This is a genomic window from Hymenobacter aerilatus, assembly GCF_022921095.1.
Lineage (GTDB): Bacteria > Bacteroidota > Bacteroidia > Cytophagales > Hymenobacteraceae > Hymenobacter > Hymenobacter aerilatus.
Window position 1 is genome coordinate 2,275,556 of record NZ_CP095053.1, and the last position, 24,744, is coordinate 2,300,299.

The window sequence follows — 24,744 nt, forward strand, 5'->3', positions numbered from 1 at the left end:
CCCGGGCCTCCCGATTGGTAGCCAACAGCAGGCGCTGCCCATCAGCCGTAGACGCCATGGTTAAACGCTGACAATCAACCCACAAATAAGGCATACCCAGTAAAATAAGAGGCTGCAATGCCATCGTCATCTGGGCTACGTTGAAAGCACCCGTACATTCTCCGCGCAAGGTAGCTCCTACGCAGCCTCGGTAGCCCCCTATGTACATCATCACCATCGCTTGTCAGAAAAAGGAACATACCTCAGGACGTAGAGATTACAGAGATGCTAACTGTAAAAGCGAGGCATTACCGGCAACGTGTACCGCTCCCCACTACTGAGCAGGTGCAGGCGCGCATCGCATAGGGTAAACGGGGTGTTTGGCGCAATTTCATGGATGTTGGTACTCCCCTCCCGGACATCCAGGATGACGACCATTCCACTACCAATCACCTCTATTTCTTTCCCTTCCGTTATCAGCACCGCGGTATCTTCCTCTAAGCCCAGCCCCAGGCAGCCAGGGTTTGTGGCTAAGATCTGCGCCATGCGCACAATACGCCCCCGTGCCACAAAATGAGTATCCACGGCCACATCGTGCAGCAGCTCCAGGCCGGTTGTGATGTGGATTTCTCCTTTCAGATAGCCCGCGTCGTTGCGGCCCTGGTAGATCATGGGGGTGCTCATGGCGGTGGCACCCGCACTCGTACCCGCAATGATAAACTCATCGTGGGCGTAGCGCTGTTGCAGGACCTGCTGTAGGGCCGTGCCACCCAGCAGGGTAGTAAGCCGCAGCTGGTCGCCGCCCGTAAATAATACGCCACCGGCGTCTTGCACGCGCTGTACGTTTTCAGCTAGCATGGCATCGGCCCGAGACCGCACATCCAATATCTCTACCGCTGGTGCGCCCTCCATGCGGGCATACGCCTCAATGTAGGCCTTGGCTATTTCTTCGGGCTCCGCTGAGGCCGTCGGAATGACTACCAATGGGCCGCTGGCCCGCATTTCGGCTGCCAAACGGCGCAGGATGGTCTCGGGTGCAAAGTTGACGTTGAGAGCGGCCTGCTCGTCATTGTCGGGGGCATCGCCTTTGTTTTCGTGCCCTCCAATGAGAAGCAGCTTACCCCGTGGGGCCGGACAGGAAGTGGATGAGACTTTTTTGGTCGGCATGGTCATGTATAAAAGGGCCCACCGAGATGGGCCCTTCTAAAGTAAAACAGATTTTAAAGCGCTCTTTGATTGATATAGCTTTTTGCCAAATCGTTGAGCTTGGTATCGGTCAGCTGCTCTTCCTCTAGGGTCTGACGCAACAGGGCAGCAGCCTCATCGTACCCTAAGCTCTCGGCGTAATTAACGGCCGTGCCGTATCCCGCAATTTCGTAGTGCTCGATGCGCTGCGCAGCTGCAATCAGAGCCGCGTCCATCACCGCATCGCTTGCGTCTTCCGACATGGTTTCTTGCCCTTCGGTTATGAGGCCTTTCATGGCCGCACAGGTATGGCCGCCTAGCTCCAGCTCCATGGCCTGGCCAATTTGCTCGAGTCGCGCTACCTGCTGTTCGGTTTCTGCCAAATGTGTTTCAAAGCTTTGGCGCAGCTGCTCGTCTTTGGCACTACTCGCCATCAGTGGCAATGCTTTTATTAATTGATTTTCAGCACTGTACAAATCTTTGAGTTGTAACTCAAGCAGGTCTTCCAGGGTTTCCAGGGTAGCAGCCATAACACGTTTGTATAGGGAAGTGGGGTAGAAAAGCCGGCCCATCCGGCTGGTCGTTTTCTACGTGCTCTTTTTCGTCCTGTTAAGTCTTCTGATTCGGTTATTGGTCATATGTGAGTAGTATTGTCAGCAGTACTTATCTGTTTATTAGAAACATGACGCAGCGCTACTGAAGAGCTTATAGGATAAATACGGACATGGTAAATACGTATTTATCAACTTCTTTTCCGTACTATTTTTTGGTGCAGCGGCGCTGCCACACTATTTCAACGGCCTTCATTGCACCGTATGTTGCTCTTTCGTTCTTGTCTCGCTTGTTGGGTGCTACTGCTCATGCTGCTGAGCGGTTGCCAATCGGATGGCCCTACCCCGGCCGGCATCACAGCCGACAACTACCTGAGCGCCATTCCCGACCCCAAAACGCTGGGCGAGAGCTACGTGAGTGACCCGGACCAGATATTGCAGCCCGGCACCACTGCCGCCCTAAATGCCCGTCTCGATAGCCTCGACCACAGCGGCCGTGCGCACATCGACGTGGTGCTGGTGCGCAGCCTCGGGGAAGCGGTGCCCAAAACGGCCGCCTACGAGCTCTTCAACAAGTGGAAAGTCGGCAGCAAATCGACCAACAACGGTTTGCTGATGCTAGTGGTGCTCGACCAGCGCCGCGTGGAGTTTGAAACCGGCTACGGCCTGGAGGCCGACCTGCCCGACATCATTTGCTACCGCATTCAGCAGCGCTATATGGTGGAGCCCGCCCGCGCCGGCAACTACGACCTAGCCGTGCAGCAGGGCGTAGCGGCCCTCATCCGACGCCTCCGCCCTACCCTCGCGCTTCCCAAGCCTGCGCTCCGCACCGCCGAGGACTCGTCGCGGTACTACGTCGACAGCCTGCAACACGCCCTCAAGGCGCAATACGGTTTGCTCCCTGCCGAAGACCCACTGGTTACCGTGCTGCCCAGCGAGTCGCTAGCTGACAACTACTCCCCGCCTGGCCCGGGCGCGCCGGTAGGCATCTTGGTGGCAGCCTTTCTGGCACTGGTGCTCTACTTAGTACTGTGGTACCGCACCACCCAGGGCATGCAGGGGCGCGGGTGGCTGATTATAGTTCCTATCTGCTTGTTTGTCAGCTTGTTGATAGCATCACTAAGCTGCGGAGCAGCCAATACAACGGGCACTTTCGTCGCGCTGGCGTACGGGCTACCCTGGCTGTATTTGCATGGCTACTTTGGATGGTACTACCGGCGGGCGCAACGCGCCGTATTGCCCTCGGAACGGCCAGCGACGTACGAGCAGTGGCAACGGGCGCACCGGGGGCTGGCCTTCACGGCCTACCTGTTTCCGGTAGCGCTGGCGCTGTACTGGCCCTGGTACCGCCGCTACCTGGCGGCGCTGCGCGACACGCCTTTTGCCTGCCCCGAGTGTAGCCAGCTCATGCACCGGCTCGACAGTACCGCCGAGAAACAGCACCTCGGGCCGGGGCAGCAGGTAGAAGAAACCTCCCGCGCCATCGACTACGACGTGTGGGCATGCCCCACCGGCCACTACGTGCCCCTAGCCTACCTCAACCTCGACAGCGACGCCAAGGTATGTCCTGCCTGCCACCACCGCACCCTCTCGCCCGGACGACTACGGGTAGAAAAAGTGGCTACACGCCACACCGAAGGCCGGGGCTGGCGCGTGGAGAAATGCCGCTTCTGCCAGCACGAGGAAAAAACCAAGGAGACAATTCCACGCCTCCCCGACCCTACCCAACGCGCCGCGGCTAGTAGCTCCTCCTCGTCGTGGGGAAGTAGCTCCAGCAGCAGCTCGGGTAGTCGGAGCACCAGCAGCGGTGGCTCGTCGGGCGGCGGCGGAGCGGGCAGTAGCTGGTAGATGCGTAGTACAGAGCTGGTTGCTTTTCTCCCCACGCACGCTCCTCCCGGCGAAAACACGAAGACACAGACGAAGCTTCAGAAGCCAATAGCACGATTACGCGGGCGCACAAAGCACGCAGAGCAATCTGACACACAGTAAATTGACATGTATACTCTGCTCTTCTATTCCCTGACTGATCTGTCTTTTCTCACTACTTCAGATCAAGACTTTCAAGCAATACAGACGCTTGCCTCGGCAGAAATTCTTGCTTGGCATACTTAAAGAATACGTAACAATACCGTAGCTTTGCATCGTGCTTCAACCAGAAAACTTGTTGATGAAGCGTGGAAACCTGCTCAGCAAGGAACCGCGAGTGGACTGCAAGGTCTTCGCCGCCGCCGGTTTTTTCGATTTTGCTTCTGGCATTTCTGTTGTTTTTTTCCGGTGTTGCCCCACTGCCGTTTCGGATTCTGAAACGGTTTTTTTATGCCCGTCGCGTTCGTCAACGGGCGCGCTGCAGTCAGTTGATAGCTCCTACCCTAAACACTATACCTACTTCCCTACCCCCCTCAGGGAAGCCAGTGCCCCCATCCCAGCTGCGGCTGCTTCCACTAGTGCCCCGGCTCATGCCGGTAGCCCGCTTCTCTGCCATGGATAGTGGCAAATCAGACTTCACCTTGTTCGCTTTAGCTAGATAACCTCACTTTTCCTCAACTTCGGTATGGCACGTAAAGACCTGCTCGACATCGCATCCCTTCACCGTGAGGAAATCGAGTTCCTGCTCGACCAATCCACGTCCTTCAAAAAACTGTTCACCCGTTCGGTGAAAAAGATTCCTGCCCTCGAGGGTAAGTCTGTGCTCATGCTGTTCTACGAGGCCAGCACCCGGACGCACTCTTCCTTCGAGGTGGCGGCCAAGCGCCTCTCGGCGGAGGTAACCAATTTCGATGTGGCGCACTCCTCCATCACCAAGGGCGAGTCGGTTCGCGAGACGATTGAGACACTCCAAGCCATGCGCACCGACTATATTGTCGTCCGCCACAGCCACCCCGGCCTGCCCGGCATGATTGCCCGCCAAACGACAGCCTCGGTTATCAATGCCGGCGACGGGGCGCACGAGCACCCCACCCAGGCCCTGCTCGACGCCTTCACTATCAAGGAGAAATTTCCTGACCCCAGGGGTAAACGAGTCCTCATCATCGGTGATATTCTCCATTCCCGCGTGGCGCGCTCTACCAGTACCCTGCTGCAAAAGCTGGGCGTAGAGGTGGCGTACCTCGGGCCGGGCTCGCTGGTGCCCAAATACGTCCCGGAAAGTATCCGCCGCTTCACCGACTACGAGGCAGCTATGGCTTGGGCGCCCGACGTGGTGTATCTGCTTCGTGTGCAGATGGAGCGCCAGGACGTGCAGTTTTTCCCCAGCGTGCGCGAATACCACCGGGTGTACGGCATCACCACCGCCCGCCTGGCCGAAATCCGCGACAAGGGCCTCTACATCATGCACCCCGGCCCCGTAAACCGGGGGGTAGAGCTGTGCGACGCCGTGATGGACTACGAGCGTAGCCTGATTACCAACCAAGTTGAAAACGGCATCTCCATTCGCATGGCCGTGCTCGACTGGCTTACGCCGGGCGGGGACTTCCCGAAGCAGGAAGCGTATAACGCCCAGCAAAAAGCCAGCTCGCCGGTGATTGTGCCCTAGCCGCCAGCCGCGGCGGCTGACTCCATTCTTTGTTTACATCTTCCATAACCCTACTCGGTTCACAGAAATTATCACTTTATGCTCCTCCTTCAAAACGCCCGCATCGCCTCCGAAAATTCACCCGTGCTTCTTGAGAGCGATGTTCTATTTGTCGAAGGAAAAATTCAGGACATCGGCAGCGGCCTGGCTGTTCCCAAAGGGGCCCGCGTCATCGACGCGCGGGGCCGGGTGCTAATGCCGGGTATGTTCGATGCCCACGTGCATTTCCGCGCCCCCGGGTTCGAGAACAAGGAAACCATTACCACGGGGAGCGAAGCGGCTATCAACGGCGGCGTTACCGGCGTGGTGATGATGCCGAACACCCGCCCGGCCATCGACTCGGCGGCCGTGGTAGCTACGGTGCTGGAAAACGCCAAGCACCGGTCGCGCATTCCGGTGTACACCTCCGGCTGCGTCACCAAAAACCGCGACGGCAAGGAACTAGCGGAAATTGAGGGAATGCACAGGCTCGGCGTAACCATGCTCACCGACGATGGCGACACCACCAACGACCCGGCGGTGCTGCTGCGGGCCATGCAGTACGCCACTGAGTTCGGGATGTTTTTCGCCAGCCACTGCGAGGTGCCGGAGCTGGCCGGGCCGCGTGCCCTGAACGAAGGGGTGATGAGCTACCGGCTCGGCATCAAAGGCTCGCCGGCCTGCGCCGAGGAAATCATCATCGACCGGGACATCCGCTTGGCTCGGGCGGCGGGCGCACACGTGCATATCCAGCACGTATCCAGCAAGGAGGGCATGGAAACCATCCGCTGGTGGAAATCGCGCGGCGATGTGAAGGTGACGGCGGAAGTGGCCCCGCACCACCTGCTGTTCACCGACGAGCACATCGGCGACTACGATACCAACTACAAGATGAACCCGCCGCTGCGGACCCAGGCCGATTGTGATGCCCTGCTCGAAGGCCTCAAGGAAGGCGTATTCGACCTGATTGCCACCGACCACGCCCCGCACACGCCGTTCGAAAAAGCCCAGGATTTCGTCAGTGCCCCTAACGGCATCACTGGCTTGGAAACGGCGCTGGTGTCGCTGTATCACTTCTTCGTGCGGCCCGAAAAATTTGGGTGGGACCTGGTAGTGAAGCGCTATTCCGCGGAGCCGCGCCGCCTGATGGGCCTGCCCATTCCTACCATCGAAGTTGGTCAGCCAGCCGAGTGTATCTTGTTCGATACCGAAGCAGAAACGACCTTCACGCAGGACTTCATGAAATCCAAATCCCAGAACACGCCCTTCATCGACCAAACTCTGAAAGGCCGAGTAGACCTAGTAATTCTGGGTTCAGAGATTCTACTGGAACGCTGATAATCAGAACGTCCTGCTGAGCTTGTCGAAGCATCTTTACCGCTTCGTTGAGGATGAATTAGTTTACAAGGCGCAATGGAGGCTTCATCGCAGCTAGGTGGTAACACAGCGCATATTGTGCGCTGCTACAAAAAAGCCACTTACAGTTATTTGACTCCTGTTGGCTTTGTATTACTGGGCTTTCTGTTAGATTTTTTCCTGTTACCGGCACTGCTCATAATACTGCCTTGCAGTATTATCGGCTTGCATTTCACTTTTAAGGGTTTTAAGTTATCCAGTAAGCTGGGCAATTTTGAAAAGAAGGATGTTGGCTACGCTAATATTCTATTAGGCATCATTCTTTTTATAGCTGGATTGCTTAGTGCTGGATTTGCTTACGTCTGGATAAGCAGTTAGCTCTTATCTTCAGCTTGCTACGATGCTTTCGCAAGCAAACTCCAGACGAGGCATGACGACCAACTAATTTCAATGAGTACACCTTTCTCCTCCGACTCCCCTACCCCAACCACCCCCCTCATCGGCGTAGTGATGGGCTCCAGCAGCGACTGGGACACCATGCAGCATGCCGTGCAGATTCTCTCAGACTTTGGCGTAGCCCACGAAGCCCGCGTGGTATCGGCCCACCGCATGCCCGACGATTTATTTGCCTACGCCGAACAGGCTGGTCCGCGGGGTTTGCAGGCCATTATTGCCGGGGCGGGCGGGGCGGCCCACTTGCCGGGTATGCTGGCCGCCAAAACCACGGTGCCCGTGCTGGGCGTGCCAGTAGCCAGCCGCCATTTGCAGGGGGTAGACTCGCTGCACAGCATCGTGCAAATGCCCAAAGGAATACCGGTGGCCACGTTTGCTATTGGCACGGCCGGAGCGGCCAATGCCGCGCTGTTCGCCGTCAGCCTGCTGGCCCTGCACAACCCGGAGCTGGCTACCAAGCTGCAGGCGTTTCGCGCCGCCCAAACCGAGGCCGCCCGCGCCATGACGCTACCCGTATGAGTGCCGATAGTAACGTTGCAGCCATGACCCCGATTTTCCCAGGCAGTGTGGACGCTGCTGGGCAGCCGGCTACCCTAGGTGTGCTAGGGGGAGGCCAGCTAGGCCGCATGTTTGTGCACGCTGCCCAGCGCTTGGGCTACTTCACCGCCGTGCTGGAGCCTGACGCGCAAAGCCCCGCCGGACTGGTAAGCCACCACCACATCCAGACCACCTACGACGACCCGGCCGGCCTGGCTGAACTGGCTCAGCTGTGCCAGTCCATCACCACCGAGTTTGAAAACGTGCCGGCCCAGGCCCTGCAAACGCTGGCGCAGACCCGACCCGTGGCGCCTAGCGCGGCCGTGGTAGGCATTGCCCAAAACCGCATCGAGGAAAAAGCTCACTTCACGGCCTGTGCCGACGTATCGGGGGTGACCTGCGCGCCCTATGCGGTGATTGAAACGCTGGCCCAGCTCCAAGCCGTGCAGAACGAGCGGGCGGATTTACTGCCCGGCATCCTGAAAACTGCGCGCATGGGCTACGACGGTAAGGGCCAGGTGCGCGTGAAGACCGCCAAGGAACTGGCCGCTGCCTGGGCAGAGTTAGGTAGCGTGGCGTGCGTGCTGGAAAAGATGCTGCCGCTCACCGCTGAGTGTTCGGTGCTAGTGGCGCGCGGTTGGGACGGGCAAATCGTGAGCTTCGCTCCGCAGCGCAACGTGCACGTCAATGGTATTTTGGCCGTTACCGCCGCCTACGAAGGCAACATGCCGTCCGTCCTGGCCGATAGAGCCCGAGACGCGGCCGTGGCCATTGCGCAGCATCTCGGCTACGTCGGGGTGCTGTGCGTGGAGTTTTTTGTGGTGGATGATGGCACTGAGCATGGTGGCCTGGTAGTCAACGAAATGGCCCCGCGCCCGCACAACAGCGGCCACTACACCATAGATGCCTGCGACGCGTCGCAGTTTGACCTGCAAGTGCATGCCTTGGCGGGCTTGCCCTTGCCGCAGTCGCGCCAACACTCCCCGGCCATCATGCTCAACCTGCTGGGCGACGTGTGGCTTGATGCCAACGGGCAATTGCAGGAACCGGACTGGCAGGCCGTGCTGAGGTTGCCGGGCACGCACCTGCATCTATACGGTAAGTTGGACGCCCGCGCCGGCCGCAAAATGGGCCATCTGACCATCACCGGCCCGGATGTTGACGGTGTCAAAGCCGTGGCGCGCCGCGCCGCTGCTCTGCTCAGCCTGCCGGGACTGGATGCTATCTAGCTACCCTAGTGGCCTATGGACTGGTCTGATAGGCTTGCAGAGTCTCTTGTAGAAAACGTGCCAATTGGCACAGCTCCCCTACCCTCGCAAGGAATGGGTAGGGTTTCCTACCCCCGGTCCGACGCCTGCGGCGTCGGACCGGTATCGTAGAACGAAGCGCGGGCGGCCGGCTCCTCCGGTTGGTGCGGGTGGCTTTCCGGAAGCTCGAGCAACCCGCTCACCGTCATCGAACAGATTACCTACCTGCTCTTCATCCACCGCCTCAACGAGCTGTACACCGCTCGTGAGGCCCAGGCCCACTGGACCGGCCAGCCGGTGCAGAATCCCATTTTCACTCCCGACCAGCAGGCCCTGCGCTGGACCAGCTTCAAGGAAGCCGACGCCGATACTATGCCATGCGTTGTTTATCGAGGAGCGGTTTCATAAGCTGTTCCCGCAGCTTGGCGGTGGCTTCGTACGCATTATCGACAACTACGAAGAGTACGCTCAGGCCCTGCTCGACAACTTTTCGGAAACCGACAAGACACCCCAGCTGGCTATTTCGGTGGATATGCTCGATACCGGCATCGACATTCCGGACGTAGTGAATCTGGTATTTTTCAAGGCGGTGCGCTCCAGTGCCAAGTTCTGGCAAATGCTGGGCCGCGGCACCCGCCTGCGCCCCGACCTGTTCGGACCTGGCAAGCACAAGGAGCACTTCATGGTGTTCGACTTCTGCGAGAACTTCGAGTTTTTTAAGGCCCGTCCTGAGGGTCTTAGTGGCAGCGCCCCGGCGCCCCTGAGCCAGCAGATTTTCATGGCCCACCTCACGCTGGCGGAAGTGCTGCGCCAGCCCGGGTACCACCCCGACGAAGCGCACCAATAGCTGCGCCGAGAGCTGCTGGGCGAGTTTATCCGCAGCCTACTCGGGCTGGACGTGAATGCCGCCAAAGAAGCCTTTGCCGGTTTCCTGAGCGGCCGCTCCCTGCAGCCCGACCAGATCTACTTCGTCAACAGCCTTCGACTACCTAGCCCACAACGGCACCATTGACCGTCGGAAGCTGTTCGAGAGCCCTTTCACCAAGAAGCACCACCAGAGCGTAGAGGGCGTGTTTCGGGAGGAAACCCCAGGTGCGGGAGCTGTTTCGGATCGTCGACTTGGTAGACCAGAACGCCCCGGCTTCGGCGTAGTAGGCCTTGCGCACCCTGTAGTAATACACTCTCTACCGGTCAGTTATATAGCGTTATACCTGCAACCGTCATTACCGCTGGCCGCTGCCATCCTTTGAATTTACCCTACCTTAGACCACCATCAGTAGGCCGCCGGTCACGAAAAGAATAGCCATGCACACGCCGCGCAATATGGTTGGCCCGTAGAAGTCAGGCAGGCTAGACATTGCTACCGGAATGCTTACTTTTGAGATGATACCAACCGGCCGTTGGGCCCCACTATGAAGGTTTTACTGGTTGAAGACGAACCCGACCTGGCGTCATTTATCAAGAAAGGATTTGAGTCGGAGGGCTATGATGTAACAGTGGCCTATGACGGCCGCACGGGCTGGTCGATGTACCAGCAGCAGCCCTACGACCTCGTGATTCTCGATGTGAACCTCCCCTATCTCAACGGCATTGAGTTGTGTCGCAGCATCCGGGCAGGGCGGCTGCGCGTGCCCGTTCTGCTGCTCACTTCGCTGGATAGCCTTGCCGATAAGGAAATCGGCTTCGCAGCCGGGGCCGACGATTATCTGGTCAAGCCATTTGCCTTCCGCGAGCTGCTACTACGCGCCCGAGCCCTTACGCTGCGCTACGCCGAAACGAGCACGCCGCAACGCTTGCAGCTGGCCGACTTGGAGTTGAACCTGGATTCTAAAATTGTGACCCGCGCAGGACAGCGCATCAATCTGACCAGTCGCGAGTACTCGCTGCTGGAGCATCTGCTGCGCAATCAGAACCGTATTGTGTCGCGCGTCGACATTTCCGAGCAGGTCTGGGAGGTAGATTTCGACACGACCACCAACATCATCGACGTGTACGTGGGCTATCTGCGCAAGAAGATCGACAAGGGCGCTGCCGTCAAGCTGATTCACACGGTGGTGGGTATGGGCTATGTCATGCGGGAAGGATAGGCCACCCGGCTGATTTCGTTAGCTGCTTTAGTCCCCCATCCGGTATGCTGATTCGCCAAAAGCTGATAACACACGTTGTGTTGCTCGTACTGGGCATTCAGCTGGGTTTTTCGGCTCTTCTCTACTACGCAAACACCCAGGTACGGGCGCAGCGCTTCGCGCAGCGGCTGACCCACAGCGCTACTATTGCTGGCCGGCTACTGGCACGTACACACCAGGAGGCCCCGGACCAGGTCAGCCGTCTGCGCCTCAATGATTTACTGACGCTACCCCAAGAACAGATCAGTATTTATGGCCCTGACCGCAGGCTGCGCTACAGTAGCAGCGGCTCCGGTACCCCAGTACGCAGCCGCGCTGGGCTGGACTCACTGCAGCCTGGGCAGGTGGTGATATACCCCTCATCGGACCGCCGTGAAACCGTGGGGCTGGCCCTGGCGCAGCCGCAGGGTGTATACCGCGTGTTCGTATCGGCCGAAGATCAGCTGGGCTGGACGCAGGTACGACAGCTAGGGTGGCTGCTGGGGGGCCTCAACGTCGGGGCCCTGCTGTTGGCTGTGGGCGCGGGCTGGTTGTTTGCCAGTGCCGCCCTACGCCCGGTGGCACGCCTCACGCAACAGGCCCGACGCATCTCCGTCACCAATCTAGGCCACCGCCTGCCCGAAGGCAACAACCGTGATGAGCTGGCCCAGCTGGCGCAGGTGTTCAACACCATGTTAGCGGGTCTGGAGCAGGCCTTTGCCGCCCAGAGCAGCTTTCTGTCGCACGCCTCACACGAGCTGCGTACCCCGCTCACCACGCTGACGGGCACCCTGGAAACGGCCTTGGCCTACGACGAAACCTTACCCGCCGCCCGGCAGAGCTTGGCGCGCAGCCTAGAGGCAACCCGCCACCTGAGCGCGCTGACCAATGGGCTGCTGAATCTGGCCAAAGCCGATGGTGCCTTGCCCGCCTTTACGCTCGTGCGGCTGGATGAGTGCCTGAATCAGGCCCTGGAATTTGTCCGCACCAAGTACCCCGGCCGCGAGTTCCGGCTCAGCTTTGGAGCCTTTCCGACCGATACGGAGGCGGACCTGTTCATGGCCCCCGGCAACGCGGAGTTGCTTACGGCCGCGCTCCTCAACCTGCTCGACAACGCCGGTAAGTACTCGGCTGGCCCCGTGCTCACAGAGCTAGCCTACAGTGACGCCCACACCCTACGCGTACAAGTGCGAGACTCTGGCCCCGGCCTCTCGCCCGATGAGCTGCGCCAGATATACGAGCCGTTGTACCGCGCCACCGGCGCCGTAGGGCGGCCCGGCTATGGCCTGGGCTTACCCCTGTCCCAGCGCGTGGTGCAGCGCCATGGTGGGCGCCTGGAGCTTGTTTCGACGCAGGGACAGGGCACGACTGCCATCATATGGCTACCGGCCGCACCCCTGTAAGAGACTGAACAAGGGCGGTAATCCAAGAAGCTTTTAAGTTGAACTGACTATTTGAAGATGAGGCAGAAGTAGTAGGGCTAGATTCAACGGCGCCCCACTGGGCGAAGCTGGTAATGGTGCTGTCGTGCAGCGCACGAGCAGGTAATCACCGCGAGCGGCAGTAGATATCGACACTTTCCAGCTACATATGTGCGTATGGCGCGACGTGCCGATGGACATTCTGTCCTGGTCCACGGTCTCCTACGACTTTACCTAATGAATGATAAAGCGGCGCGTTGCCTGGGCCGGCAATAATCACTGCCTTGCCCAGACTATAAGCGAGACCTCAGTACGCTACCTTAATCAGCTCTACAAGAGTGCGGAAGCTGAGGTAGCCTTTCTCATCATTTCTCATTTGCTTCTCATCTGATTCTTAAGTCAGCGGGGCATATTGGAATTGTACTCCTCCCCGTTGCAGTCGACCACCTTCGCGATGCTCACTCGCCCCATTTCTCAACGCGTTCCTACCGCGGCCGGAAAGCCCCAAGCGCTACACAAACTGGGGCATCACGAAGCTGGTCTACCGCAATGCATGCGCCAGGGGCAGGAGTAGAAACTTGTTCATGGACTGATGATCTGGCGGCCTTACGCCAGCGACGCCAAGCCGAACGGCATTCACTGGCCTGTCCCCAGCACCACAAAGGGGTTGACTAGCCCTTTGTGATTTCCCAATTCTCTCCTACACTGATGCACAGACTCAGCGTGCGGCACACCGTGGCCATATTACTTCTCACCTCCTGTATACTAGTCGCTGTGGCGGGCTGGTTTCAGCCCCATCTATGGTGGGCACTGCTGCTGCTCGGGCCCCTGCTGCTGTTGTACGGGCAGCAGGTGCGTCAGCGCGAGCATACGCTGCTGCGCAACTACCCGCTGCTAGGCACGTTGCGCTACCTGCTGGAGAGCATCCGCCCCGACCTGCGCCAGTACTTCTTCGAATCTGATCTGGACGGTAAGCCCTTCAACCGGCGGCAGCGCTCCATTGTGTACCAGCGAGCCAAGGACGTGCGCGAAACCGTGCCCTTCGGCATGCTCGCCGACAGCCAGCAGATAGGCTACGAGTGGATTGCCCACGCCCTGTTCCCAGTAACCGTGCGCGACCAGGATTTGCGCGTGCGCATCGGCGGGGCGCGCTGCCGCCAGCCCTACTCGGCCAGCATCTTCAACATCTCCGCGATGAGCTACGGAGCCCTTAGCCAGACAGCTATTGCCGCACTCAACGGTGGGGCCCAGCTCGGCGGCTTCGCCCATAATACCGGCGAAGGCGGTATCAGCCCCTACCACCTGGCCGGCGGCGATTTGATCTGGCAGATCGGCACGGGGTACTTCAGCTGCCGCGACGAGCAGGGCCGCTTCAGCGAAATGCTGTTTCAGGAGCAGGCCGCGCAAGACCAGGTTCGGATGATAGAGATCAAGCTTTCCCAGGGTGCCAAGCCGGGACACGGTGGTATTCTACCCGCGGCCAAAAATACGCCCGAAGTAGCCGCCATCCGCCGCGTGATGCCCTACACCACGGTGGAATCGCCACCGGGGCACTCGGCCTTCCACGACGCGTTCAGCCTGCTGGTGTTCGTCGAAAAGCTGCGCGAGCTATCCGGGGGCAAGCCCGTGGGTCTGAAGTTGTGCTTGGGCAACACCGCCGAATTTGAGGACCTATGCCGGCAGATGCAGACCACGCACCTACGTCCCGACTTTATCACCATTGACGGGGCAGAGGGCGGGACTGGCGCTGCGCCGCTGGAGTTTGCCGACAGCCTGGGCATGCCGCTCTACGATGCACTGGTCTTCGTACACGGCCAGCTCCTGCGCTACGGTCTGCGCGAGGATATTCGTTTGCTCGCCGCCGGCAAAATTATTACCGGCGTCGACATTGTAAAGGCCGTGGCGCTGGGGGCCGATGCCTGCTACAGCGCCCGGGGCATGATGTTCGCGCTGGGGTGCATTCAGGCCCTTAAGTGTGACTCAGGCCACTGCCCGGTGGGTATTGCTACCCAGGAGAAAAGCCTTTACCAGGGTCTGGATGTCACGGACAAGCGGGTGCGGGTAGCAAACTTCCATCGCAACACCATCAAGGCCACCGTCGAGTTGATGGCCGCCTGCGGATTCCGTACCCTGGCCGACATCAGCCCCGACAAGGTGTTTCGCCGCGTGGACGCCTTCCGCGCCCTGAGCTTCCACGACATCTACCGCCCCACGGCGGCGGGGGCGCCCGCGCCGCTTCCTCACGCTCAACTCTCTTAAGCCATGCGAACCTCCCAACAAGTCCGTCCGATTTACATCACCAAGCCCGACCACGACCGACTGCAGCAACTCGTGCAGCTAGAGCGCCACGCCCACGGCAACGAGCGGGTGGAAGCGCTCAGCCACGAGTTGAAGCGCGCTCAATTGGTAAACTCCTACGACGTACTGCCCGACGTCATCACCATGAACTCGCGGGTGAAGCTGCGCGACATGCGCAGCAATGCCGAACTGGAAATTACCCTGGTATATCCCAAGTACGCTGACATGAAAAGCCGGAAAATATCCATCCTAGCGCCAGTAGCCACGGCGGTACTTGGCTGCCGCGTAGGCGACACAGTCGTCTGGCCGGTTCCCAACGGGGAGGCGAAGTACTGGGTTGAGGCAATATTGCACCAACCGGAAGCCGCTGGCGACTGGGTTAGCTAAGACGTACTTTTTACCTGAAGCCGCGGATAGTGATGAACGGGACCCAACGGCTTTACTATTGCTCTTTGCACTAGCAGTCGTGCCCCCTTAAACTGACCCTACCCGCAGGCAAAAGGGTTGACATGTAGGACCTGTAATAAATAGGTAAGCTCGACGAATTAGCACCAAGCAAACTATCACCGACGCAGGCAACCAGAATAACCCGTAACGACCTGGCGTGTTCGTTTCGGCCATCCCATTTTTCAGTTAAGCCCATAAATCTTCTTCCATTTCATTTCCGAGCGCTACATGACCACCAACGTCTCAGTTTCCCGATTAGGTATTCTATATGGCACCTTTGCTTTCGCATTGATGTGCTTCTACTTCTTAATGTGCTACGCACTGGAGCTACACGTAAGTCAGCTAGTACGTTTGGGTAGCCACATATTCACGGTGGTAGCTGTCTTTTTGGCTGTTCGGGCTTTTAAAGCGGAGACAAGTGACCCGACTCCTTCCCTGCTAGGGTTAGGGCTTGGTTTTTTTGTTGGCTTAGTAGGATCGGTGCTCTTCGCGGTCTTCTTATTTATTTACGCCATCTTTCTGCATCCAGCCTATCAGCAGGATTTAGAACACGAATTGTATTTTAATGCGCGTCTTGGTCCTCTTGCGCTGGCTGGAGCCATCATGCTGCTCGGCACGCTCATCGGCAGCCTGACCGGCTATATCCTGCTGATGTTGTACGGTACCCCTGCCAGCAGCCACCGTGACTAGGTGGCAACGAGTAAATGTAGCCTGCTACCCCTACCCTCTTCGCTTTGAATATCATCCTAAATAATAGGGTTGTCCAGTAAAAACGGACGGAGCGCTAAGATATACTGATTTGAAAGTCACGTTCGAACTGGTAGGGCGAGCAGCAGCCTAGGGCGGAGTAGTGTCGGTCGAGTTTGAAGTAGGTGTCGAGGTAATAGGCGACCCAAGCTGGCAAACGCGCCGCCGTGTGGCAGCAGTTCGGTTTTGAGCGTACTCCAGTCGGCTTCGGCCTGCGCGTTATCATAAGGGTTACCCGGCCGGCTATAGCTGGCCAGCGCTTGGGCTTGTAATTTAGCAGGCATGGCAGTGGAAGGTAAGACTTCGCGCTGTCTGTTTTTTACTCGACTACCTCAGTCTCCAGCTGATTCTGTCCGGTTTTTCCTGCTGCGTCATGTTGGACCGTTCCCGGGCATATACGGTAATCGCTCAGTACTCATCGGCTAGGATGCCAAACGTAGGCCCCAGCTTGTGAATACTACTTTCCGCCACCGAGAGATTCGTTGCTACCTTCTCGATATTCGCGCGGCGTTTTGCCCATAATGTTGAAAAACACGCGGTTGAAGTGCGAGAGGTTGGCAAACCCGCAGGCGTAGGCCACCCCGGCAATCGTCTGATCGGTGTGCAGAAGCAGCTGGCAGACGTTGGTGACGCGCAGCTCGTTGAGGTAATGCACGTAGGTTTTGCGGGTGCGCTCCTTGAAGAAGCGGCAAAATGCTTCCCGGCTCATATTGGCTATCGAGGCTACCTCCTCCAGTGAAATAGCGCGGTGGCTTTGCTCCATCAGAAAGTGCAGCACCTGCTCCATGCGCTTGCCTTCACGCTCATTGAGGTTGTGCATCTGGTCAGTCACGTTCAGGCACTCGAGCGCGCCGGGCCGCATGAGCTGCTGCACAATCTGGAGCACGACTAGCACCCGCTCTAAGTTGCTCGTCTGCGGCAGGGCTAGCATGTGCCGGGCAATGGCCTCGCGGGCAGCATCCTGCACGCGGTAGCAACCCGTGAGCTGCTCAAAAAACTTGCGGACGCCTTGCAGCTCCTCGATACTGTAAAAGCCGCTGGTGAACACGCGGTGGTCGAAGAATACGGCTATGGCGTGGCTGCGAAGGCCATTGTGCTCGTCGTAATACTCCTTATGGCTGCGAAAAACGTGGGGCACATCGTGGCCGAGCAGGAACAAGTCGCCGGGCCGGAACAGGCCGATATAGTCGCCCCCAATCAGTTTGCCCTCCCCTTCGAGCACATAGCTCAGCTGGATTTCAGGGTGCTGGTGCAGCTTGTCGTAGAAGTAAGGCTGGTCGTCGACTTGATAGCGGATAAAGTCCTTGTTCGACTTCGGTATCTTAAACGAGATGACCTTCATTGGCAATACTATATTAATCGGATACCGGGCATATTTCCGTAATATTATCAATATAGCATCATTTCTTACTAATTCAGTACGGGACTTCGCTTGCAGGCCTAGGTAGCTTTGTAGAAAAGCAACTACAACCATGATCAACTGGCAAGGCGTATTCCCGGCAGTTACGACGAAATTTCATCAGGACGGCAGCCTGGATTTCGACACGTTTTATAAGAACCTTGATGCCCAGCTCGCCGCAGGCGTGCACGGCATTATTCTGGGCGGCACCCTCGGCGAATCGAGCGTCCTGCGCTCGGAAGAGAAGTACGAACTGACCAAGCGCACCATCGACTACGTGGCAGGCCGCGTGCCCGTGGTCATGAACATTGCCGAAGGCTCTACCCAAGAAGCCATCCTGCGGGCGCAAGAAGCCGAGGACCTAGGTGCCGCGGGCCTGATGCTGCTGCCCGCCATGCGCTACCCCACCGACCCCCGCGAAACCCTCGCCTACTTCACGTCGGTGGCGCAGAGCACGGAGTTGCCGATCATGATCTACAACAACCCCGTTGACTACAAAACCTACGTTACGCTCGAAATCTTCGACAAGCTGCTCGACGCGTGCCCGAACGTGGAGGCCGTGAAAGAATCGACCCGCGACGTATCGAACGTGACGCGTATGGCAACCCGCTACGGCGACCGGATGCGCATCCTAGGCGGCGTTGACACCCTAGCTTTAGAAGCGTTACTCATGGGCGCCCACGGCTGGGTGGCTGGCCTGGTGTGCGCCTTCCCGGAAGAAACAGTGGCCATTTACCGCTTGGTGCAAGAAGGCCGCATCGAGGAAGCCCGCACCATCTATCGGTGGTTCTTGCCCCTGCTGGAGCTCGACATTCACGCCAAGCTGGTGCAGTACATCAAGCTAGCCGAGCAAATGACCGGTATCGGCACCGAGTACGTGCGCGCCCCGCGCCTGACCCTAATAGGCGAAGAACGGGAGCGAGTTACGGCCCTAATTCAGCACGGCATCGATACCCGCCCCACGCTGCCTACGTTCACCGCTACTCCCGCCGCCGTCCATGCCGTTTAATGCGCTTTTGGCCGAAGCCTCGGCCGCTTTTGCCATTTATAAGAAAACTACCGGCGCGGAGCGAGCCGCGTTTCTGCGCGCCATTGCCACAGCCATTGAGGCGCTCGGCGACGAGTTGCTGCGCACGGTCAGCACCGAAAGCCACTTGCCCCTGGCCCGCCTCACCGGCGAGCGGGGCCGCACCCTAGGTCAGCTGCGCCTGTTTGCCGACTTAGTGGAGAATGGCTACTGGGCCGAAGCCACCATCGACACGGCCCTACCCGACCGCCAACCCCTCCCCCGCCCTGATATGCGTCGGCTACTGCTGCCGCTAGGGCCAGTGGCGGTGTTCGGCGCCAGCAACTTCCCTCTAGCCTTCTCAACAGCAGGTGGTGATACGGCTTCCGCACTAGCGGCTGGTTGTACGGTAGTGTATAAGGCGCACCCGGCCCACCCCCGCACGTCGGCGCTGGTGGCGGGTGCTATTGCCCAGGCAGCGCAGCAATGTAACCTGCCAGCGGCGGTGTTTCAGCACGTAGAAGGCGGCGCGCAAGTAGGCGCTGAATTAGTGCAGCATCCTGCCGTAAAAGCCGTGGCCTTTACGGGCTCTTACGGCGCGGGCAAGGCCCTCTTCGACCTAGCCGTGCAGCGCAAAGTGCCTATTCCGGTGTACGCCGAAATGGGCAGCGTCAATCCGCTGTTCGTCTTACCAGAAAAGCTAGCTTCTGACCCAGTTACCCTAGCGCAGCAAGCGGCGCAATCGGTGCTGCTCGGTTCAGGGCAGTTTTGCACGTGTCCGGGCTTGGTGTTTGTGCCCGCGGGTGAGGCCGCCGAAGCCTTTGTGGATAGCCTGGGTGAAGCCTTGAGCAGCGCCACCGCCGCCGAAATGCTGCACGAAGGCATTGCCGACAACTACTACCAGAACCTTTCTACCCTGCTCCAGCACGCCAACGTGCACACCTTGGTGCAGCCCAAAACGCACACACTGGAAGGCCGCGCAGGCCTAGCCCGCACCACGGCCAAGCAATGGGTGCAGAATGCCGCTTTGCAGGAAGAGGTATTTGGCCCGTTCATCTTGGTAGTCACTTACCAAGACGAAACCGAATTACTAGCCGCCGCCAACGCCTTGCACGGCCAGCTCACCTGCACGCTGTGGGGCACTCCCGCCGAGCTAGCCCAAGCCGAGCCTGTGGCCGATGTACTCCGCGAGAAGTGCGGGCGCCTGCTGTTTGCTGGCGTGCCCACGGGCGTGGAGGTCAGCCACGCCATGACCCACGGTGGTCCGTTTCCAGCCACCACGGACCCACGCAGCACCTCGGTGGGCTCCTACGCCATCAAGCGCTTTGCTCGGCCGGTCACGTTCCAATCGGCGCCATCGGAGCTGCTGCCGCCAGAGTTGCGCGACGAGAATCCGACGGGTATCTGGCGGATGATCGATGGGGAAGTAACGCAGCGCAGCCTTTAGCCTAGCTGTAGCGCGGACTTTATAAGCCGCACGTGAAAGTACGATTTGACAAGCGCGGACTACAAAGTCCGCGCTACACCATTAGCCACTTTATGGCCCGTAAAACATTTTTCTGCATTGATGCCCACACCTGCGGCAATCCGGTGCGCCTGGTAGCGGGCGGCGGTCCGGAGTTGCACGGCGCCAACATGAGTGAGAAGCGCCAGCACTTCCTGCGCGAGTACGACTGGATTCGAAAGGGGCTGATGTTTGAGCCCCGCGGCCACGACATGATGTCGGGCAGCATCCTGTACCCGCCCCAAGACCCCGCCAACGACGTAGCCGTGCTCTACATCGAGACCAGCGGCTGCCTGCCCATGTGCGGCCACGGCACCATCGGCACCGTGACCATTGCGTTGGAAGAGGGACTGATTACGCCCAAAGTGCCCGGCCAACTGCGCCTCGAAACACCAGCCGGTTTGGTGCTGGTTTCGTACCGCCAGGAAGGCCAGAAAATTAAGTCGGTGAAGCTGACGAATATCCCGGCTTACCTCGACTCCGAAAACCTAGCCGTGGAGTGCCCGGAGCTAGGTCCGTTGCGGGTAGATGTGGCCTACGGCGGCAACTTCTACGCCATCGTCGACCCACAAGAAAACTTCCAGGGCCTACAAGCCTATCCGGCCGACAAGCTCATCAGCTGGAGCCGGGTGCTGCGCCAGCTCCTCAACGAGCAGTACACCTTCGTACACCCCGAAAACCCAACCATTCAGGGTTTGTCGCACATTCTGTGGGCGGGCGACCCGCTCGACCCTAGCTCTACGGCCCGCAACGCGGTGTTCTACGGCGACAAGGCCATCGACCGGTCGCCGTGCGGCACGGGCACCTCGGCGCGCATGGCGCAGTGGTACGCCAAGGGCAAGCTCAAGCCGGGGCAGGAGTTCATCCACGAAAGCATCATTGGGTCCATCTTCAAAGGCACCATTGAGGAGGAAACCACCGTGGCGGGACGGCCAGCTATCCGGCCCGGCATCGAGGGGTGGGCCATCATTACGGGGCACAACACCATCTTCTTCGACGACGAAGATCCTTACGTTCACGGTTTTCAAGTTCTCTAGGTATGAGCAACGTAGTAATTGTCGGGGGCGGCATCATCGGCTTATTCACGGCCTATTACCTGGAGGAAGCCGGCTTCGGCGTGACCGTGCTCGATCAAGGCGACCTAGCCCAGGGCTGCTCCACCGGCAACGCGGGCATGATCGTGCCCAGCCACTTCGTGCCGCTGGCCTCGCCGGGCATGATTGGCAAAGGCATCAAGTGGATGTTCTCGGCCAAAAGCCCCTTCTACATTCACCCCCGCCTCGACCGGCGCTTGCTGGAGTGGTGCCTGCTTTTCTACCGCGCCGCCACGCCCAAGCACGTCGACCGCAGCATCCCCTACCTCAAAAACCTGAGTCTGCTCAGCAAAAGTCTGTACTTCGACCTAGCTCAGCAGCACCCCGAAGCCAAGCTAGGCCTGGAGGAAAAAGGCCTGCTGATGCTCTACAAAACGGCCGCCGTGGAGCACGAGGAAGTGGAAATGGCGCAGCTTTCCAACACGGTCGGCATCGAAGCCAACGTGTTGTCGCGCGATGAAGTGCGGGCTTTGGAACCCGACACCAACCTCGACGTGCGCGGGGCCGTGCACTTCACCGGCGACGCTCACCTCGACCCTGCCCGCCTCTACGATTTTCTCAAAAAGCACTTGCAAGCCCGCGGCGTGCGGCTGGTACCTCGCGCCGCAGTGCAACGCTTCGTGGCCACCGGCAACACGGTCACGCAGATCGTCACCAATCAGGGCGAGTTTGCCTGCGACCAGCTCATCATCTGCGCCGGGGCGTGGTCGGCCACGATTGCCAAGGAGCTAGGTCTGCGGCTGCCGCTGCTGTCGGGCAAAGGCTACAGCTTCATGCAAACCAACCAGCCCGCCATTCGCATTCCCGCCATCCTCACCGAGCAAAAGGTAGCTGTCACGCCCTTCGGCAACGAGGTGCGCTTCGGTGGCACTATGGAAATTACGGGCACCGACCACAGCATCAACAGCAAGCGGGTGCAGGGCATTTTCGAGTCGATTCAGCGCTACTACTCTGATTTCTCGCCCACAATGCCCCAGCCCGAAACGGTGTGGAGCGGCCTGCGCCCCTGCTCACCTGACGGCCTACCCTACATCGGCAAGACGGAGAAGTGGCAGAACGTGCTCTTCGGCACCGGCCATAGCATGATGGGCATCAGCCTAGCCCCTGGCACCGGCAAGCTTCTGGCCGAGCAGCTGCGCCACCAGAAAACCAGCATGGTCATCGACGCCTTTTCGCCGGATCGGTACAGCTAGGTTGCCTATTAATAGTGCATCTATTTTAAGAACGTCATGCTGAGCTTGTCGAAGCATCTCTACCGCAGTGGTAATCCTGATGCCTAGCTCAACGAAGCGGTAGAGATGCTTCGGCAAGCTCAGCATGACGTTCAGTTTTGACCTTAGGTCGATCCACCCCACCCCACCCCACCCCACCCCACCCCACCCTCCTACCCACCCTGCCATGCGCCCATCTTTCACTTTCAGCTTACTGTTCCTAGGTCTGGCGAGTGCTGCCAGTGCGCAGAAGGTAGCGCCGCCGCGCGACTACCCGATTCAGCCGGTCGCCTTCACGCAGGTGCACGTGCACGATCAGTTTTGGGCGCCGAAGATGCAGACCAACGCCGACGTGACCATTCCGCACACCATGCAGCAATGTCGGCAGGATGGCCACCTCGACAACTTCCGGCGGGCGGCGGGCGAGCTGCCGGGCGACAAGCTCACGCAGTTTCCCTTCGACGACACCGACGTGTACAAGGTGATTGAAGGAGCTTCGTACGCCATGCAGGTGAAGAAAAACCCGCGCATGGAGGCCTACGTCGATTCGCTGATTACCTTGATTGGCAAGGCGCAGGAGCCGGATGGCTACCTCTATACCTTCCGCACGGTGAAAACTGCTAAGCCCCACGAGTGGATCGGGACGAAGCGCTGGGAGAAGGAGGAAGATTTGAGCCACGAGCTTTATAATGCAGGGCACCTGTACGAAGCCGCAGTGGCGCATTACCAAGCCACGGGCAAAAGAACCCTGCTTGATATTGCCCTGAAAAACGCCGACCTGCTGGTGCACGACTTCGGCCCTGGCAAAGTAGAAGTGTACCCCGGCCACCAAGTGGTCGAAATTGGGCTAGCCAAGCTCTACCGCGTCACGGGCAAGCAGCAGTACCTCGACCTAGCTAAGTTTTTCCTGGATGTGCGTGGCCCTAAAGGCAACGACTACAACCAGGCCGCCAAACGCGTGGTCGACCAAGATGCGGCCGTAGGCCACGCCGTGCGGGCCACCTACATGTACTCGGCCATGGCCGACGTGGCCGCCCTCACCGGCGACCCTAGCTACCTGAAAGCCATCGACGCCATTTGGGAAGACGTGGTGAACCACAAGCTCTACATCACAGGCGGCATCGGCGCGACCGGCAATGGTGAGGCGTTTGGGAAGTCGTTTGAGTTGCCTAACATGTCGGCCTACGCCGAAACGTGCGCGTCCATTGCCAACGTGTACTGGAATAATCGCATGTTTTTGCTGCACGGCGACGCCAAATACATCGATGTGCTAGAGCGCACCCTCTACAACGGTCTGATTGCGGGCGTGTCATTAAGCGGCGACCATTTCTTCTACCCCAATCCGCTGGCTTCGATGGGCCAGCACCAGCGCGGTTCTTGGTTTGCGTGTGCTTGCTGCATTTCCAACATGACGCGCTTTATGGCTTCGGTGCCAGGCTACGTGTACGCCCAAAACGCGGATAACCTATACGTGAACCTGTTCATGACCAGCACCAGCGACGTGCAGTTGCCCTCGGGCAAGGTCAGCATCGAGCAGAAAACCAATTACCCCTGGGACGGCCAGATCGACCTAGCTGTGAACCCGCAGAAGCGCCAGGAGTTTGCCTTGCGCGTGCGCATTCCCGGTTGGGCGCAACAGCAACCCACGCCCGGCAACTTGTACAAGTTCATGGACGCCGCGCCCCAACCCATCACGCTAAGCATCAATGGCAAGCCGGTGCAGTACACCCTCGACCACGGCTACGCAGTGCTGAAGCGGCGCTGGCAGAAGGGCGACCATGTGACCCTAGCCCTGCCAATGACCACCAAAAAGGTGGTGGCTAATGCCCAAGTAAAAGACGACCAAGGCAAGTTTGCCCTGCAGCGCGGGCCGGTGGTGTACTGCCTCGAAGGCCCCGACAACGCCAACGGCTTGGTGCAGAACATCGTCGTGGATCAGAAGGCGCCGGTGGAAGTCGCCTACCAAGACAACCTGCTCAACGGCATTAACGTGCTAACGGCCGCCGGCAGCAGCTCACGCCGCCAGCTCAACTCCGCTGAGCTCCTGACCAGCCCCCAAACGGTGAAAGCCATTCCGTACTACGCCTGGGCCAACCGCGGCCCCAGCGACATGACGGTGTGGGTGCCCTACGAAGCCTCGGCCTCCAAACCCCAGCCGGCCCCGACCATTGCCTCACGCAGCAAAGCTAGCTCGTCGCTGAAAAGCGCCAAGACCCTCAAGGCTCTCGCCGACCAGTACGACCCCATCGACTCGAAAGACGCCAACTACCCTTATCTGCATTGGTGGCCCAAGAAAAACACGACCGAGTTTGTGCAATACGACTTTGCCGAACCCGCCACCGTGTCTGAGTCGAAAGTGTATTGGTTTGATGATGGGCCGTGGGGCGGGTGCCGCATTCCGGCCAGCTACAAAGTGTATTATCAGAAAGATGGACAGTGGGTGCCGGTGAAAAACACGACGCCTTACGCCATTGCCAAAGACCAATACAACACCGTGCAGTTTGAGCCGGTGCGCACCACCGCCCTCAAGCTAGAAGTACAGCTCCCTGCCGACAACGCCACCGGCATTCACGAATGGATGGTGAAGTAAGTAATAAGCAAAAAGGACCCGCTTATTAATCAACCCCATATCATGGTCTTGCAGCCTGCACCCG

The 24,744-nt window shown here is 59.0% G+C and carries 21 protein-coding genes and 1 pseudogene; 18 read left to right on the forward strand and 4 right to left on the reverse strand.

Going from position 1 to position 24,744, the window contains the following annotated elements:
- Positions 1 to 267: 267 nt before the first annotated feature.
- Both MUN82_RS09795 and MUN82_RS09800 read right to left on the reverse strand, forming a co-directional pair.
- On the reverse strand, positions 268 to 1,146 hold the full coding sequence (locus tag MUN82_RS09795; protein WP_245097068.1) for a cyanophycinase: 879 nt from the start codon (positions 1,144 to 1,146) through the stop codon (positions 268 to 270).
- 53 nt (positions 1,147 to 1,199) lie between these two features.
- A complete protein-coding gene (locus MUN82_RS09800; protein ID WP_245097070.1) occupies positions 1,200 to 1,694 on the reverse strand; it encodes a ferritin-like domain-containing protein in 495 nt (164 codons plus the stop codon).
- A 285-nt stretch (positions 1,695 to 1,979) separates the two neighbouring features.
- Between MUN82_RS09800 and MUN82_RS09805 the strand changes: the two genes are divergently transcribed.
- The 13 genes and pseudogenes from MUN82_RS09805 (at position 1,980) to MUN82_RS09865 (ending at position 15,819) form a co-directional block, all read left to right on the forward strand.
- On the forward strand, positions 1,980 to 3,563 hold the full coding sequence (locus MUN82_RS09805; RefSeq protein WP_245097071.1) for a TPM domain-containing protein: 1,584 nt from the start codon (positions 1,980 to 1,982) through the stop codon (positions 3,561 to 3,563).
- A gap of 703 nt (positions 3,564 to 4,266) precedes the next feature.
- A complete protein-coding gene (locus MUN82_RS09810) occupies positions 4,267 to 5,247 on the forward strand; it encodes an aspartate carbamoyltransferase catalytic subunit (protein ID WP_245097073.1) in 981 nt (326 codons plus the stop codon).
- A gap of 78 nt (positions 5,248 to 5,325) precedes the next feature.
- Entirely contained in the window at positions 5,326 to 6,603 is a 1,278-nt protein-coding gene (locus tag MUN82_RS09815) for a dihydroorotase (RefSeq protein ID WP_245097075.1), read from the forward strand.
- A gap of 75 nt (positions 6,604 to 6,678) precedes the next feature.
- A complete protein-coding gene (locus tag MUN82_RS09820) occupies positions 6,679 to 6,999 on the forward strand; it encodes a hypothetical protein (protein WP_245097077.1) in 321 nt (106 codons plus the stop codon).
- Positions 7,000 to 7,071: 72 nt separating this feature from the next.
- Positions 7,072 to 7,593 carry a 5-(carboxyamino)imidazole ribonucleotide mutase gene (gene purE / locus MUN82_RS09825; protein WP_245097078.1) on the forward strand — a complete coding sequence of 174 codons (522 nt, stop codon included), beginning with the start codon at positions 7,072 to 7,074 and terminating at the stop codon, positions 7,591 to 7,593.
- Positions 7,594 to 7,616: 23 nt separating this feature from the next.
- Positions 7,617 to 8,840: a 5-(carboxyamino)imidazole ribonucleotide synthase gene (locus tag MUN82_RS09830; protein WP_245097080.1), complete on the forward strand. Its 1,224-nt coding sequence runs from the start codon at positions 7,617 to 7,619 to the stop codon at positions 8,838 to 8,840.
- 222 nt (positions 8,841 to 9,062) lie between these two features.
- A pseudogene (locus MUN82_RS09835) lies at positions 9,063 to 9,266 on the forward strand (hypothetical protein); the annotation flags it as partial.
- The gene (locus MUN82_RS09840; RefSeq protein ID WP_245097082.1) at positions 9,241 to 9,705 is read left to right on the forward strand and encodes a helicase-related protein; all 465 of its coding nucleotides are present in this window, start codon (positions 9,241 to 9,243) and stop codon (positions 9,703 to 9,705) included. The pseudogene MUN82_RS09835 and the gene MUN82_RS09840, both read left to right, overlap by 26 nt.
- A 565-nt stretch (positions 9,706 to 10,270) precedes the next feature.
- Positions 10,271 to 10,945, forward strand: a complete 675-nt coding sequence (locus MUN82_RS09845) for a response regulator transcription factor (protein WP_245097083.1) — start codon at positions 10,271 to 10,273, stop codon at positions 10,943 to 10,945.
- A 44-nt stretch (positions 10,946 to 10,989) separates the two neighbouring features.
- The gene (locus MUN82_RS09850) at positions 10,990 to 12,366 is read left to right on the forward strand and encodes an ATP-binding protein (RefSeq protein ID WP_245097085.1); all 1,377 of its coding nucleotides are present in this window, start codon (positions 10,990 to 10,992) and stop codon (positions 12,364 to 12,366) included.
- Positions 12,367 to 13,092: 726 nt separating this feature from the next.
- Complete coding sequence (locus MUN82_RS09855) at positions 13,093 to 14,643, forward strand: FMN-binding glutamate synthase family protein (RefSeq protein WP_245097086.1); 1,551 nt, start codon at positions 13,093 to 13,095, stop codon at positions 14,641 to 14,643.
- A 3-nt stretch (positions 14,644 to 14,646) separates the two neighbouring features.
- On the forward strand, positions 14,647 to 15,069 hold the full coding sequence (gene rnk / locus MUN82_RS09860) for a nucleoside diphosphate kinase regulator (protein WP_245097089.1): 423 nt from the start codon (positions 14,647 to 14,649) through the stop codon (positions 15,067 to 15,069).
- A 288-nt stretch (positions 15,070 to 15,357) separates the two neighbouring features.
- A complete protein-coding gene (locus MUN82_RS09865) occupies positions 15,358 to 15,819 on the forward strand; it encodes a DUF4199 family protein (protein ID WP_245097091.1) in 462 nt (153 codons plus the stop codon).
- 116 nt (positions 15,820 to 15,935) lie between these two features.
- Here the strand turns inward: MUN82_RS09865 and MUN82_RS09870 are convergent, their stop codons facing one another.
- Positions 15,936 to 16,160, reverse strand: a complete 225-nt coding sequence (locus tag MUN82_RS09870; protein WP_245097093.1) for a hypothetical protein — start codon at positions 16,158 to 16,160, stop codon at positions 15,936 to 15,938.
- A 173-nt stretch (positions 16,161 to 16,333) separates the two neighbouring features.
- Complete coding sequence (locus MUN82_RS09875; RefSeq protein ID WP_245097095.1) at positions 16,334 to 17,218, reverse strand: helix-turn-helix domain-containing protein; 885 nt, start codon at positions 17,216 to 17,218, stop codon at positions 16,334 to 16,336.
- A 133-nt stretch (positions 17,219 to 17,351) separates the two neighbouring features.
- Here MUN82_RS09875 and MUN82_RS09880 point away from each other — a divergent pair, with 133 nt between their 5' ends.
- From MUN82_RS09880 to MUN82_RS09900, 5 genes are all read left to right on the forward strand, one after another.
- Positions 17,352 to 18,284, forward strand: a complete 933-nt coding sequence (locus MUN82_RS09880; RefSeq protein WP_245097552.1) for a dihydrodipicolinate synthase family protein — start codon at positions 17,352 to 17,354, stop codon at positions 18,282 to 18,284.
- Positions 18,274 to 19,728 carry an aldehyde dehydrogenase (NADP(+)) gene (locus MUN82_RS09885; protein ID WP_245097097.1) on the forward strand — a complete coding sequence of 485 codons (1,455 nt, stop codon included), beginning with the start codon at positions 18,274 to 18,276 and terminating at the stop codon, positions 19,726 to 19,728. The genes MUN82_RS09880 and MUN82_RS09885 overlap by 11 nt, the downstream gene beginning before the upstream one ends.
- Positions 19,729 to 19,820: 92 nt before the next feature.
- The gene (locus MUN82_RS09890; RefSeq protein ID WP_245097554.1) at positions 19,821 to 20,822 is read left to right on the forward strand and encodes a 4-hydroxyproline epimerase; all 1,002 of its coding nucleotides are present in this window, start codon (positions 19,821 to 19,823) and stop codon (positions 20,820 to 20,822) included.
- Positions 20,823 to 20,824: 2 nt separating this feature from the next.
- The gene (locus MUN82_RS09895) at positions 20,825 to 22,072 is read left to right on the forward strand and encodes an NAD(P)/FAD-dependent oxidoreductase (protein ID WP_245097099.1); all 1,248 of its coding nucleotides are present in this window, start codon (positions 20,825 to 20,827) and stop codon (positions 22,070 to 22,072) included.
- A gap of 205 nt (positions 22,073 to 22,277) precedes the next feature.
- On the forward strand, positions 22,278 to 24,680 hold the full coding sequence (locus tag MUN82_RS09900) for a glycoside hydrolase family 127 protein (RefSeq protein ID WP_245097100.1): 2,403 nt from the start codon (positions 22,278 to 22,280) through the stop codon (positions 24,678 to 24,680).
- Positions 24,681 to 24,744 lie beyond the last annotated feature (64 nt).